The organism is Winogradskyella haliclonae (assembly GCF_014635865.1).
Classification (GTDB): domain Bacteria; phylum Bacteroidota; class Bacteroidia; order Flavobacteriales; family Flavobacteriaceae; genus Winogradskyella; species Winogradskyella haliclonae.
Window position 1 is genome coordinate 829,953 of record NZ_BMDQ01000001.1, and the last position, 15,182, is coordinate 845,134.

Annotated in this window: 11 protein-coding genes; 3 read left to right on the top strand and 8 right to left on the bottom strand. The window is 32.5% G+C overall.

Annotated elements, in window-relative coordinates:
- Positions 1-4: 4 nt before the first annotated feature.
- Positions 5-526 carry a ferritin gene (locus tag IEV10_RS03780; protein ID WP_188373358.1) on the bottom strand — a complete coding sequence of 174 codons (522 nt, stop codon included), beginning with the start codon at positions 524-526 and terminating at the stop codon, positions 5-7.
- Positions 527-661: 135 nt separating this feature from the next.
- On the opposite strand from IEV10_RS03780, the gene IEV10_RS03785 reads away from it, so the two are divergent.
- Complete coding sequence (locus IEV10_RS03785) at positions 662-3,241, top strand: phosphoenolpyruvate carboxylase (protein WP_188373359.1); 2,580 nt, start codon at positions 662-664, stop codon at positions 3,239-3,241.
- Here the strand turns inward: IEV10_RS03785 and IEV10_RS03790 are convergent.
- From IEV10_RS03790 to IEV10_RS03810, 5 genes are all read right to left on the bottom strand, one after another.
- On the bottom strand, positions 3,238-4,140 hold the full coding sequence (locus IEV10_RS03790; protein WP_188373360.1) for a histone deacetylase family protein: 903 nt from the start codon (positions 4,138-4,140) through the stop codon (positions 3,238-3,240). The two genes, IEV10_RS03785 and IEV10_RS03790, sit on opposite strands and share 4 nt — an antisense overlap.
- A gap of 1 nt (position 4,141) precedes the next feature.
- Entirely contained in the window at positions 4,142-6,538 is a 2,397-nt protein-coding gene (locus IEV10_RS03795) for a hypothetical protein (RefSeq protein WP_188373361.1), read from the bottom strand.
- Between the two features lie 52 nt (positions 6,539-6,590).
- Complete coding sequence (gene metG, locus IEV10_RS03800; RefSeq protein ID WP_188373362.1) at positions 6,591-8,639, bottom strand: methionine--tRNA ligase; 2,049 nt, start codon at positions 8,637-8,639, stop codon at positions 6,591-6,593.
- 108 nt (positions 8,640-8,747) lie between these two features.
- Entirely contained in the window at positions 8,748-10,352 is a 1,605-nt protein-coding gene (locus tag IEV10_RS03805; RefSeq protein WP_188373363.1) for a DUF1501 domain-containing protein, read from the bottom strand.
- 9 nt (positions 10,353-10,361) lie between these two features.
- Entirely contained in the window at positions 10,362-11,819 is a 1,458-nt protein-coding gene (locus IEV10_RS03810; RefSeq protein WP_229719581.1) for a DUF1800 domain-containing protein, read from the bottom strand.
- Between the two features lie 159 nt (positions 11,820-11,978).
- On the opposite strand from IEV10_RS03810, the gene IEV10_RS03815 reads away from it, so the two are divergent.
- Complete coding sequence (locus IEV10_RS03815) at positions 11,979-12,986, top strand: S66 peptidase family protein (protein WP_188373364.1); 1,008 nt, start codon at positions 11,979-11,981, stop codon at positions 12,984-12,986.
- 33 nt (positions 12,987-13,019) lie between these two features.
- Here the strand turns inward: IEV10_RS03815 and IEV10_RS03820 are convergent, their stop codons facing one another.
- Together IEV10_RS03820 and IEV10_RS03825 are read right to left on the bottom strand one after the other, a co-directional pair.
- Positions 13,020-13,598: a hypothetical protein gene (locus IEV10_RS03820; RefSeq protein ID WP_188373365.1), complete on the bottom strand. Its 579-nt coding sequence runs from the start codon at positions 13,596-13,598 to the stop codon at positions 13,020-13,022.
- Between the two features lie 5 nt (positions 13,599-13,603).
- Positions 13,604-14,200 carry a YceI family protein gene (locus IEV10_RS03825; protein WP_188373366.1) on the bottom strand — a complete coding sequence of 199 codons (597 nt, stop codon included), beginning with the start codon at positions 14,198-14,200 and terminating at the stop codon, positions 13,604-13,606.
- Between the two features lie 120 nt (positions 14,201-14,320).
- Here IEV10_RS03825 and IEV10_RS03830 point away from each other — a divergent pair, with 120 nt between their 5' ends.
- Positions 14,321-15,178 (top strand): winged helix-turn-helix domain-containing protein, encoded by an 858-nt coding sequence (locus tag IEV10_RS03830; RefSeq protein WP_229719582.1) that lies wholly within the window; start codon positions 14,321-14,323, stop codon positions 15,176-15,178.
- Positions 15,179-15,182: the final 4 nt, after the last annotated feature.

Below are 15,182 nucleotides of genomic sequence, written 5' to 3' on the forward strand. Positions count from 1 at the left end.
ACATTTAAACGCCTGGGTCTGGAGCAGCAGAACTAACAACGGTCAACTGCTGTATGTCTCTGTCAAATAAATAAAGTCCACCTTTATCGTCACCAATCATATTTATCTTATCTAGGATGGTTCTTGCGGTAGCTTCTTCTTCAATTTGCTCAGCAACATACCATTGTAAAAAGTTATGTGTCGCATAGTCCTTTTCTTGAAGAGAAATGTGTACCAATTCATTAATACTCTCAGACACAAAAATTTCATGTTCTAAAAGTTTTTCAAACATCTTTTGAAAAGAATCGAACGATACATTTGGCGCATTAAGTTCACTAATATGTGCATGACCACCACGTTCATTAACAAACTTTACCAATTTAAGCATGTGCTCACGTTCTTCATCAGATTGATCATACATAAAATTAGAAATCCCTTCTAAGCCTTTCACTTCTGCCCATACAGCCATGGCTAGATAGACTTGAGAGGATTCTGCCTCTATTTTTATTTGTTTGTTTAATGCAGTTTCTATAGTTTTTGATAGCATAATTTATGTTTTTATCAAAGATACATAGTAAAAAAGACAAATAAAATAATAGTAAAGTGACTTAAGCTTTTTTTCAGCTAATTCATAATTAGTCTAATTTCTCTTTAGTATTTTTAATGAGAAAATATATACAAAATGTTTATAAAGCCTAAGTTATCTAGATTTAATACTCAAGTGTTACAAAAGTACCAGATATATAATGGCATTTTTATGAACTTGCCTTTTGACACACTTTCTAAAACAGTTGCCCTGTTACCATTGTTTTATGAGACTTGCAAGAAAGGCTTTGATGCTGGTGAAAATCCAACTACAATAGTAGATACTTTTTTTAAAAAATATCAAGCTAGACGCAGTGCAAAGAGTCAAATAAATTTATTATTTAGGTTTATTCAATATATAGAACGGCAAGTTGTTTTGTTTGATGCAGTGGAGGATGCGGCTTTCCCTGTAGTAAATAATATGGAAGGGATAGGAACACTCAGGAATTTAAAGGAAACTGCTGAAGCTGAAAACAAAAAACAACTCTTACAGGAGTATCTTAAAACGTTTAAGGTAAGGATTGTACTTACAGCCCATCCGACTCAGTTTTATCCAGGAACAGTACTTGGTATAATTACAGATTTATCGAAAGCTGTCAAAGAAGATAATCTTCAGGAAATTAATAGTCTATTAGGACAACTGGGTAAAACCCCTTTTTTTAAAGAAAAAAAACCGACGCCATACGATGAGGCGGTAAACCTCATTTGGTATTTAAAGAATGTATTTTATCATTCATTTGGAAGTATTTATGATTATGCACAACAAAATATTTTTGATGAAGAAGAAATCGACAATTCAATTTTAAATATTGGCTTTTGGCCAGGAGGAGATAGAGATGGAAACCCATTTGTAACACCTCAAATAACACTTAATGTTGCCAAAAAACTTAAAGAATCTATTATTAAAAAATACATAAAGGATGTTAAGTATTTAAGACGACGCCTTACTTTTAAAGGTGTTAGGGAGCAAATTATAGCGCTTAATCATCAGCTTCATAATACATTATTAGACAAAGAAGACCAGATTTCTTATGATGCCTTTGTTACTGAACTAAAAAAAATAAGAACGCTATTAATAACAGAACATCAATCACTTTATGTAAATAAAGTTACGTCTCTTATAAATAAAACAACATTATTTGGGTATCACTTTGCGAGCTTAGATATTCGTCAAGACAGTCGTGTGCACGATGCCATGTTTAGAAATTTAGTTGCAGAGCTTATTGAGAATAAAAGCGAGTTGTTTCCTGAGGATTTTTTCGATTTTGAAATATCAAAGCAATTAAAACATCTTTCCGAGGTAAAAGGGTCAATAGGTCATATTAAATTTAAAGATGAGTTGGCTATAAACATTGTAGAGACCATTAGAGCAATGAAAACCATTCAAGATAAAAATGGAGAAGTCGCTTGTAACCGATATATTATTAGTAATAATCAAACGACCTTAAATGTACTGCAATTGTTTGCAATGCTAAAAATAATAGCTTTTAACGATGAGCTTACAGCAGATGTTGTTCCCCTTTTTGAGACTGTTCCGGATTTAATTGCAGCTCCAAAGGTTATGGAAGAGTTATATACAAACCCTAGCTATCGAAAACATTTAGAGCATCGAGGGAACAAACAAACTATTATGTTAGGTTTTAGTGATGGAACTAAAGATGGTGGTTATTTAATGGCAAATTGGGCTATTTTTAAAGCTAAAGAAGCTATGACAGAGATGTCTCGTAAATACAATATAGATGTTATTTTCTTTGACGGACGTGGAGGGCCTCCAGCGCGAGGTGGTGGAAAAACACATCAATTTTATGCTTCACTTGGGCCAACGATTGAAGATAAAGAAATACAATTAACGATTCAAGGGCAAACGATTAGTTCTAATTTTGGAACATTAGCATCTTCTCAATACAATATGGAACAATTGATAAGTTCGGGAATTTCTAATAGCCTTAATGATAAAAATCTTGAGATGTCTAAAGCGCATAAAGTCTTAATGGACCGACTAGCAGAAATAAGTTATCAGGCATATGTAGATTTTAAGAGTCATCCAAAATTCTTATCGTATTTACAGCATATGAGTACGCTAAAATATTATGCAAAAACCAATATAGGTAGCCGGCCATCTAAACGCGGCAAATCCAATGAACTTGTCTTTTCAGATTTAAGAGCAATCCCATTTGTAGGAAGTTGGAGCCAGTTAAAACAGAATGTACCAGGTTTTTTTGGTGTCGGTACAGCACTCAAGGTCTATGAAGATAATAATGAATTTGATAAAGTGAAACAACTTTACAATGAATCTAAGTTCTTTAAAACATTAATAGAAAATAGTATGATGTCTTTAACCAAGTCCTTTTTTGATTTGACAAAATATATGCAAGAAAATAAGGAGTTTGGTGAGTTTTGGACCTTGATACACGAAGAATACAAAACATCAAAGCGCCTAATTTTAAAGCTCTCGGGATACAATACGTTAATGGAAAATGAGCCAGTAGGTAAATCATCTATAGAGGTTAGAGAGTCTATAGTGTTGCCCTTACTTACGATACAACAATATGCATTAAAAAAAATCAAAGACCTTGAAAATAGTGCTGTTAGAGACGAAGCTCAAATAGCCATTTTTGAAAAAATTGTTACGCGTGCTATGTTTGGCAATATTAACGCAAGTCGGAATTCTGCTTAGAAAAATAGTTCCTGCGCTAATCTAAATGTATTTGCATGTGCATCTACTATAGTTTTAACATCTGGAGAATAGCCTCCGCCCATACTACACATAACAGGAATATTATTGGCTTTACATTGTTCTAATACAAATTGATCTCTAGCTTTACAACCATTAATAGTCATCGCTAATTTGCCTAATTTGTCACTAGCTATAACGTCGACACCAGATAAGTAGTAAATAAAATCTGGTTGTTGCGCATCTATAAGCCGAGGTAAAGTGTCTTTTAAAATTTTGAGATATAAGTTATCATCAGTATTATTTTCAAGAGGGATATCAAGATCACTTTGCTCTTTTTTAAAAGGATAATTACTAGCACCATGCATTGAAAATGTAAAAACAGAAGCATCATCTCTAAAAATTTCTGCAGTGCCATTGCCTTGATGTACATCTAAATCTACAATAAGAATTTTATTTGCTAAGCCTTTACTTTGAAGATATCTTGCACCAACAGCTTGGTCATTAATCATGCAAAAAGCTTCTCCACGATTGGTATAAGCATGGTGTGTACCACCAGCAATATTCATAGCAATACCGTTTTTTAATGCAAACTCACTTGCTTTAATTGTGCCATCTGTTATAAAACGTTCTCGTTCTACTAAGATTTCACTGAGCGGGAATCCAATTTTTCTAGCAGCTCTTTGATTGAGTGTAATGTTTAGTAAATCATAAAAATAGTCCGGTTCATGTACCGCCAAAATATACTTGTCATTAGGCCGAGTAGGTTCAAAAAAATTATGATTTGTACAGGTGCCTTCATAAAGTAATTGTTGGGGTAACAATTCGTATTTTTCCATAGGAAATCGGTGTCCCAAAGGAAGTTGATGTCTGTAAATAGGATGATATGCTATTTTAAGCAAATTAATTATTTAGTTGTATAGTTTTACTTTCTGAAATGAATTTACCATTACCTAAAGTTCCTTCAATATATAGTGTTATTGGAACCATATCAGGATTGTGAAAATTAAATTTCACCAATCCATTTTCATCAATTTGTAAATTAGGAAACCAAGCTATAGTGCCATATTCATTAAAAAATGAAGAATTATAATTTTTGTAAACAGGAGTATAGAATTTTTTTGAACTACTAAATGTTAATGGAAAAGGATATCGTACAGTGTTGGTTGCTGTAGATTGATTGTTTTTTTGAACTTTTAATGGGTTAGTCACAATCTTGATATAACCTCCGCCACCGCCACTAAGCCCTGAACCAAGTCCACTTCTATTTACTTCTATGTAATCTACATTGGCAAGGCTAAACCTACCCAAAAAACCAAAATCATTTATAATAACACCATCTAAAATAATGTAAGGAATAGGATTATTAAAAAATCGAGGACTAGGGTCTACTATTCGCAATATACCATCCCAGTCGCTTGCATTATAAGGTGTGTAAGAATTAAGATATATGGCTAGTGTCATTCCACCTCTTCTTATTTTATCGTCCAAAAATTTAACTTTTCCCCAAGAGCTATTTTTTATTTTTTCTATTCTAGTTGCTTCTTTATCTTTAGCAGTAATCACAACTTCATCTAGTTGCTCAGTATCTGTATTATTCCATGCAGGTTCGATTTTAGAAATTAATTGTTTGGTTTTCTTATAATTAGCAGGTGATTTTTTAGAGAAATTACGTTTAATATTAAATACAGGTATTTTTGATGGAGAAAAATTAACATATATTTTTGGCTTATTTTTTTTTCTTTTTTTATCAGATTTAGATATACCATAATACTCTATGTCTTCGGGAAATAATCCATTTTGGTTAAAGCTATTTCTGCTATCGTCAATAACAAATATTTGTGAGCTATTGTTTTTTAAAGGATAAGTTAAGTAACTACCCGATTTGTCTTTCCCATTAATATTTACAATTGTACTTATACCATTTTCAAAATTATATTTATATAAGGGCTTATGACTGAAAATCTTATCCCAGTTATAGCTACTCCATCCTTGCGTTAATAGTAGATTATCTAAATCATATAATGTTTTATCAGATATGTTTTCAAAATAGTATCCACTGTTTTGAATAAATCCTCTAACGTAAGGCTCTAAATATACTTTAGAGAGGATATTTGAATGGAAATTATATGATTTCGTTTTTCTGGGTAAAACGGAGACGCTTACGTTATTTAGGCTGGATTCATAATTATTTGTCGGAATACTAAATTTAATATTTAAGGAATCGCTGTCCTTTTTTATAAAGGATATATTTGATTTTAAGGGTTTAATCTCATTAAAATTAAAATACATTCTCTCTAAAATAGGCGTATTGTCATTATCAAAAACGGTTATAATATTTACCCCTTTGAATAAATATTCTTCCTTTATCAACTTACTGATTTCTTTTTCTTTATTGAAATTTAAATCGATATCATAAAAGTCGTAACCGTTATGTATAATTATTTTGAATGTTTTAGCCTTAATAGAGCTTACTGTGCTATCATTAGTCCTAAAAGTAAGAATGATTCCATTCTTAGCTTTGTTTAATGAAAGATTGATTCCTCTATTTTTTATGTTATCAATGCTATGGGTAATATTATCATCATTAAAAACTACTATTTGGTACGGCTCATTAGTTTTTGGGATAAACAAAGTTTTAGCTATTCCAAAATTGTTTAGTGTAAATTCGGACAGAATCTCCCCTGCGTTATTAGTAATGTGACCTTTAGCATTAGCTAAACCAATGCCATTTTTGTTTTTTACAATAATTCCAACAGTGTTTTGTACATTTTTAAGAAGATGACCTCCTTCGGGGAGTATTTGGATTTGGTATAAGCTATTTTGTTTTTTTGTCTCGATTTGAGTTTGAGTATCAGGATCAATTATTTCAATTTTTTGCTCAAAAAAATTATCTTCATCAAAATTACGCATCCAATTTGTATAAGCTCTTAAAGTGTATATTCCAGATGTAAATGCACTATCAATTTCGAAGACGTTATTTGAGAAACCATTATTTACTCTTAATAGTTTTTTTTTAATTATTGAATCTTTGTTATTCAATATCGTTACGTATAGATTTGTAGTATTGGTAGAAGGTGTTTTATTAGTCTTGTCTAAAATATATGCAGCAAAACCAATCATCTCTCCTTTTATGTATGTAGATTTATTAAGATGGATATAGGCGAGCTCTCGAGGTGCTTTAGTATAATTTTCAAAAGCACCTATAATATCTTTAGATTGGGCATTAAGATTAACACTGACTAAAGGTGGTAATAGAAAATAAAATAATGAAATATTAAAGAAAGTAGTCTTGAGCATAATAAAAGATTTTATATAAATCTCATTAAAAACTATTCCTTAAGCTAGACTTTTAACTAATTTTTAATCCATTGTCTACTTCAGCAATATCTGGATTAACAAAAACTAAATCACCTGATTCATTTTCTGTCATTAAAATCATGCCTTGACTTTCTACACCTCTTAGTCTTCTTGGAGCTAAATTCACTAAAACTGTAACACGTTTACCAACCACATCTTCAGGCTTAAAGCTTTCAGCAATTCCAGAAACTATTGTTCTAGTATCGATACCTGTATCTACTGTAAGTACTAAAAGTTTTTTGGTTTTAGGCATTTTCTCAGCCTCTAAGATAGTGCCAACTCTAATGTCTAGTTTAGTGAAATCATCAAAAGTAATTTCCTTTTTTTGAGGTTCTATGGCTTTATTTGCTGCCTCGTTAGCTTTTTTGCTTGCTTCTAGTTTGTCGAGTTGCACTTGGATTTGAGCATCTTCAATTTTAGAGAATAATAATTCGGCTTTACCAATTTGATGATCAGCAGGTAATAAAATTTCTTTACTTGAAATATTATTCCAAGAGTTATCTCTAGAGTTTAATATGTTTTTCATCTTAGCAGATGTAAACGGTAAAAACGGTTCACATAAAACAGAAAGAGCAGACGCAATTTGTAGTGCTACAAACATCACTGTTTTTGTTCGCTCTTCATCAGTTTTTATTGTCTTCCATGGTTCTTCGTCAGCAAGATACTTATTCCCTAAACGCGCTAAATTCATTAATTCTTGACTAGCCTCTCTAAAACGATAACGTTCGATAGAGCTTGAAATAACAGATGGATACGCTTTTACAGCAGCTAGAGTTTCTTGGTCTATAGAAGATAAATCTGAAGGCTCAGGAATAATGCCGTTATAATATTTATTTGTAAGTACTACAACTCGGTTAATGAAGTTTCCAAAAATAGCAACTAACTCATTGTTATTTCTTGCCTGAAAATCTTTCCAGGTAAAATCGTTATCTTTTGTTTCTGGAGCATTTGCCGTTAAGGCATAACGCAACACATCTTGTTGGTTCGGAAAATCTTGAAGATAATCTGGTAACCAAACCGCCCAATTTTTGGAAGTAGATAGTTTACTGCCTTCAAGATTTAAAAACTCGTTTGCAGGTACATTTTCGGGTAAAATATATGAGCCTTCTGCTTTAAGCATTGCCGGGAAAATAATGCAGTGAAATACAATATTGTCCTTACCAATAAAGTGAACTAAAGTCGTATCATCATTTTTCCAATAATCTTCCCAATTTTTACCTTCTCGTGCAGCCCACTCTTTAGTAGCAGAGATATAACCTATAGGAGCATCAAACCATACATATAACACTTTACCTTCGCCACCTTCTATAGGTACAGGAATTCCCCAATCTAAATCTCGAGTTACAGCACGAGGGCGCAAGCCATCATCAATCCATGACTTTACTTGTCCATAAACATTAGGTTTCCAGTCTTTTTTATGCCCCTCTAAAATCCATTCTTTTAAGAATTGCTCGTGTTTATTTAAAGGCAAAAACCAATGTTTTGTTTCTTTTAGAGTAGGTACATTGCCCGTGATTACTGATTTTGGACTTATTAAATCAGTTGCGTTATGGCTAGTGCCACAATTTTCACACTGATCGCCATAACTCTCCTCGTTACCACATTTTGGGCAAGTTCCAATAACAAAACGATCGGCTAAAAACTGATTAGCCTCAGCATCATACAATTGCTCTGAAACTTCTTCAACAAATTCATTTTTATCATACAGAGTTTTAAAAAACTCTGAAGCCGTATTATGATGAACTTTTGCTGAAGTACGCGAATAGTTGTCAAATGTAATACCAAAATCTTCAAAAGACGTCTTAATAATTGCATGATACTTATCTACTATATCTTGAGGTGTAACACCTTCTTTTTTTGCCTTAATAGTTATAGGAACACCATGCTCATCACTACCACAAATAAAAGCAACATCATTACCTGTTAGTCTTAAATATCTTGAATAGATATCTGCAGGAACATAAACACCAGCTAAATGACCGATATGTATTGGTCCGTTAGTATATGGAAGTGCTGCTGTAATGGTATAACGCTTAGACATAAATTTTCTAATTTTTACTGAAGCGCAAAATTACGATTTTACTTGTAGTTATAAAACGAAATGCCTCTAGTAATCACTAGAGGCTTCATGAGGGATAATTTTACGGGACTATCTTATAATTAAAGACTTGCTAAAATTTTGATTGCCTACAGATATTCTATAGATATATTGTCCAAGGCTAAGTTTAGTTTTTATTGTGTTTTTTACATTAATACTGTGCTCCCCCGCAAATAACATTTCGTTTTTAAGCGTGGCTATCTCTCTTCCCATTATATCGTAGAGTTTAACGACTGTATGTTGTGTAAATGGGTTTATAAATTTAATAATGGTATCATTATCTGGATAAATAACAAAATGTTTAAAACGATCTCTATTAAAATCATCAACATCTAGGGCGCTGCAATTAAACCCTAAATCAACACGCTCATAATTAACATTTAGTAGGGCTTCATTAACTAAATCGCTATTAACACATAGCCAATTTTCCATTATCGAAGCGTAAATGGCTCTAAAGTCTTGTTCATAATCTAAGTTATCGTTTACAAGTGCTGTTAAACTTGGGTGATTGCCAATAAAACCATTGCCTTGAATTGCTGGTCCAAATAACATTAATGGAGCTGCAGTACCATGATCTGTACCATTAGAGCCATTCTCGTAAGTACGACGACCAAATTCACTTATTGTCATTGATAATACCTTGTCATCCATGCCAATAGAGGCTAAATCCTCATAAAATTTATTAATTGAATGTGATAAATCTGTTAAAAGCTCTTGATGTTTTTCTGCTTGATTGGCATGTGTGTCAAAACCGCCAAGAGTTACCATATATACTTTAGTGCCTAAATTACCTTTTATTAATCTTGCCACTATAGCTAATTGTTTGCCTAATTTCTCATCTAAGTATTCTGATGTATTTACGCCATTTTCAAAAGCCTCATGAATTGTATTGGCGTATTTATAAGTTGTATTTGTTGTGCCTCTTAAGAACTCTAATTGCTCACCATAAATACAATCAGGTAAATTGTTCATATCGTGAACTGTGCCATTTTGAGCTATTGCTTCAAGCTGGTTAGGATTTGCAACTGAAAAAGCATAATTGTTGGAATCGCCTTCAAAGATTAGGTTTCCAATACTACCAATTTGTACGGCAGCAGGAACTTCAGGGGGATTTAATATATATTCAGGGTAAAGCTCTTCAAAATAGCGTCCTAACCATCCTGATTGCGTGGTGTTATTTGCATCTGTTGATGCCCAAATATCCGAACTCGAGAAATGAGATTGGTTAGGGTTTTCGTAACCAACACCATGGATAACCTTCATTCCTCCATTATCCCATAAACTTTGTAAATCTCCCATGTAATTAGGCATACCAAAATCAGAACCTAAGTTTATAAGATTATTTAAATTATGTTTTATAGAAGGTCTTGATATGGCATAGTTGTCATAGTCATAAATAGGGACTATAGTGTTAAGCCCGTCATTACCACCTTTTAATCGTATAATTATTAATACTCTATCAGTTTCAGATGCACTAATAGCAGCTGCAAGTTTTGTATTTGTAGATGCAGATAAAGGAGCGCCACCAATCATCATGGTTCCAGCGCCTGCAAGCCCTAAAGCTTGTAAAAATGAGCGTCTATTCCATTTTTTATGCTCCATATCATGAGCATTGGCGGTTTTTATTTTATGTTTATTTAAATCGTGATTACACATGGCAGTAGGTTATTTAAGTTGAAATTCTGGGATTTTTATAAGATGCAATAACAAAAGAATAACTTGAAAAGGAGCGGAGTCCCAATCTAAGTTCCAAATGCTATCTTCGTAGTAATTTTCTGGGACGTCATGTTTAAAGATGTCAGTAGCAGTCTGATAATCCTCAGTAGTATGAAGATTTAGAGGCATAAATCTGTCAATAATACTTTTTGCAATTATATATGGGTCATTACTGTTATCGGAACTTATTTTTGCAAATGTTCTTAACTCTTCAGTATAGTTTTCCCAAGTATGCCATACAACCCATTCCAAAATTCGCCAACGGCCAGTTAATGTACTAGAGTTAATCCAGTCTTTGTCGCCTTGCCATCCTGCAACATCAATGGGCTCAAACATGGTTTGGCCTAGTGTTGAGGTAAACCATTGAAAACCTTCAAAATAATCAGGTTGAATACTAAATCTTGTGATATTTAAGTACGACATAAACATATCGTAAGGACTTTTAATCTGAACTCCAATAGATTTTGAATCAAAAAAATGGTCGCTCTTAAATAGAGATTTTAAAACATTAGAAATATTAAAGTCAATTTCAAAAATATTAGCCATTTCAGATATTATATCTTCATTAGGTGTTGGACTGACAAAATAAGTATATAGCTTGCGGCATATGTGCGTTGCTATTAATGGACTTTTTTCTTCAAATAGAATGCGTATCACATCATCATAACCCCAATTTCCTTCTTGAGTAAATATAGTTTTAACAGAATCGTCAAACTTATTAGGGTTAAATGTAATTGGAGCTGTCCAATGTTCTCTATCGTTATAGCCTGTTAATGCTTTTGCAGTTTCGGTAATATCTGTTTGTGTATAACCGTTATCGGCACCTAAGGTAAATAATTCGTAAAGCTCACGTGCATAATTTTCATTAGGGTTGTTTTTTCTGTTTTGATAACCATTTAAATACAATAGCATTGCACTTGTTAAACCCACATCGTTAGTAAAATCTTTAAAATTCCCAAGAGCATGTTGCTCTAAAGTGGCATAATACTCATAAAGATGGTTACTCGTGTAATAATCTTCTAGCCGAGTTACAAAATGGTTACTCCAAAACATCATCATCCTAGCTTTTAAACCTGTGGAGAGCATCAAATTTTTTAAGACTATTCTTAATTCTTGATGATTAGCTTGAGTTTCATCATCAAAATCAAGCCCCATATTTTGATAATCAAAATATGTAAAATCAGCCCAAGGCGGTGTTGGTAATGCAGGCGCGTCTTTAGACTCATCAACTAGTTGATCTATTAATTCATTTGGAGAAATCAATAATCCGTTGTCTATATCTGATTTAGATGCGTCATAGCCAAGGCGTCTGTATACATGCCTTACGCGTTCTTTATTCCAAGGGTTTTCAGTGGAAGGAACGTAAGGTTGTAATGAACTTGTGATACATGAAGTAATAACAGCCATAAGTAGATTTTTTAATTAAGAAATAATTTGGGATACATAATATATTGATTATCTACGTATTATGCAGGGGCTTTAGATGTTTTTCGTTAAAATAATATTAAATTTAACTTTTAGAGGTCTTACTAATTATACTTTATATATTTACGCAAAGCACTTTTTATGATTTTGAAAAGCAAACACATTCCTCTACTTTTTTTACTTTTTGCAGGTCTGATTAATTATGCTCAAAACTCAACAAAACAAAATTCTGAAATGATCCAACCTCCATATTTAAAAGCAGGTGATACAGTAGCTATAGTAGCGCCTTCAGGAATATTAAAAAACAGAGAAGGCGAAGTACAACAAGCTGTTTTATTATTAAAAAAATGGGGTTTACATGCTGTAGTAGGCAAACATGTGTTTAGTAAGGCTGACCATTTTGCTGGAACTGATGAGCAAAGATGTGAGGATTTTCAAAACGCATTAGACGACCCTAAAATAAGTGCTATTTGGTGTGCGAGAGGTGGTTACGGAACTGTAAGAATTTTAGACAAACTTGATTTTACTAAATTTAAAAAAAAGCCAAAATGGCTGATTGGCTATTCGGATATCACGGCATTGCATAACCAATTTCATAATCAAGGATTTCAATCGATACATGCATTGATGTGCGTAAGCTTAACCAAGGATTTGGATGATATTCGAGAAACATTAAATACTTTTAAATCTACAATTTTCGGTAACCCAGTTGATTACACATTAGAAGGTTCTAAGTACAATAAGGTTGGTAATACATCTGGGCAATTAGTTGGTGGAAATTTAACAATGTTGCATACCATGCTAGGTTCTGAAACTAGTATTGATACCTCTGGTAAGATTTTGTTTATTGAGGAAATAGGTGAGTATAAATACCATATAGACCGTATGCTACAAAGCTTAAAACGTGCAGGATATTTTAAAGACTGTAAAGGTCTTGTTGTTGGCGATATGTCCAAAATGCGAAAAAACACTACACTTTGGGGAAGTTCTGTTGAGCAATTGGTTTTAGATGCTTTAGCGGAATATGATTTTCCGATTGCGTTTAATATGCCAGCTGGTCATGAAAAAGACAATAGAGCTATGGTTTTTGGTAAAACAATTGAGTTAGAAGTAACAAAAGAAAAGTCTTCAGTTACTTATAAAAATTAGAATTAAAAAAACGCACTCATTCTTCTCAAATAATTAGTCCTCACAAACCTCATCACTAAGTTTTACGTCATTAAACGTATCCCAAACCTTATGATTAAAAGGTTGTAATGAAAACCTAAATAAAACAGTGGTTGTGTTTAGCGTATTACAATAATAGGCTTTTACTGTGCAATTAAGGGTAATATGGGCTTTGGTATGAAACCTATCGTAAGTTTTTATTACCCCGGTAAAACTAGACTCTTGACCTTTAGTTTTACTGAAAGATATTACTGCTCCAGAGATGTTCTGTTTAGCGTTATCATTAGGTAGCATCAAGCCATCAAAATAAGCTTTTAGATGTGTCGTTAAATTTTCTTCGGTTTGTTTTTGTATGCCTTTTACATGCCAAGCAAAAGTATAAGCCCAAAACTCGGGACTTTCTTTTTTTGACCAACCATTGGCAAATCTAATGTCTTCAAAACCTTCGTAATTGATTTCTTTAGCAAATCCTAAAGGCATTTTAATAAGCTCTTTTTTCCAAGTGCTATCTGCTTCTAATATGCCTATATGTTCTTCTTGACTGTGTAGTCCTGCAAATAGTAGGATGGCAATAATTGATATGATTTTTTTCATAATTTTTACAAACTCAGTTTTACTTCAAAACCTATAGCATCAGAGATAAGACCATCTTTTAGTTTGCCTTCAATCTCTTTAGAGTTGTAAGTAATACCCCAAAGTGTGCGGTCTATTTTAAATCGTGTGGTCATCTCTTTTTTCTGGTAATCAACTTCGGCCCGAAAATTTATTGGTAAGGTAACATCTTTTATGGTAAGATTTGCATAAATCTTCATTTGTGTATGGTTGTGATACGTTACACTAGTAATTGCTAATTTTGCTGTTGGATATTTTTTTACATCGAAAAAATCCGGGTCTTTTAAATGATTAACTAAGCCAGAGTCTTTATCGACTTTATTATTATCAGTACATACAATACTGTTCATGTCAATAATAAACTCACCTCCAGATATGAGGTCATTTTTCTTTAAGAAATACCCCTCTTTAAAATCAATAATACCTTTGTGACCACCAAAATAGAAAGCATATTCGCCAGACCATTTGATTTCACTCTTAGAAGTATTAATGTCAAGTTTTTCTATTGAGTTAGAAGCCGTATTCTGAGCATAAGTAAAAGCTGTAAAAAGTATAATTGCGATAAATAATAGTCGTTTTTTCATGATTTTGATTTTTTGTTTTGATAAAACTAGAGGTAGATAAAAACAAGAGTGTCAAAAAAATGTAAAAGAAGTGTCAACAGTTGTAAAAAGTCATGAAATTGTATGTTATTTACAGTAATTATGAAGAAATACTCAATTTACTTAAGCTCTATCTTTTTGTTTTTTGTCTTAACGTTTTCTTGTTCACATGATGAAAATGATGAATTTTCAGAGCGCGTTAAAATTTCTTTTCGAGAAGTTGGAAATCAGTTACTACTATCTCATCAAGATTCTACATCTTTGATTTTACCCATCATTGCGCTAAAGCCATCTAAATATAGATTGTCTTTTGAAGAAGAACTATCTTTCGAGCCTTCCAGGCTTGTTTCGCTTATACAAACTAATTTTGAGAAGGCAAATTTGCCTGAGCATTACCTAGTTGAAGTTATTCAGTGTATAGATGATGAGGTTGCTTATAGCTATGAGATGAGCATCGATGAAGAAAGCACCATTATCCCTTGTATGAGTAGAAATTTACCTTTGGGTTGTTACCATATTGAAGTGCGATTTACAAGAAGAGTAGCCTCATTGATGAATAGAAAGACAATATTGTATGGTAGTACTTTAATTACTTTTTTAGTATTACTGTTTTTGATATATAAGAAGAAACAAGCTATTAAAACTAAAAAGCAGAATAAAGACTATATTAAGATTGGAAGTTTTCAGTTTTATCAGAACCAAAATAAGTTAATTAAAGAAGCTGTTGAAATTGCACTTTCAAAAAAAGAATGCGAGTTATTAGCCATCTTTGTTACCAACCCAAATCAAATTATTACAAGAGACGAACTAACAAAAAGAGTTTGGGAAGATAATGGCGTTGTTGTTGGTAGAAGTTTGGATACCTTTATTTCAAAACTAAGAAAAAAGCTTTCGGCAGATAGATCTATTATTATTGAAAATGTTCATGGTGTAGGTTATAAACTTGTGTTAGTAAATTAATTAT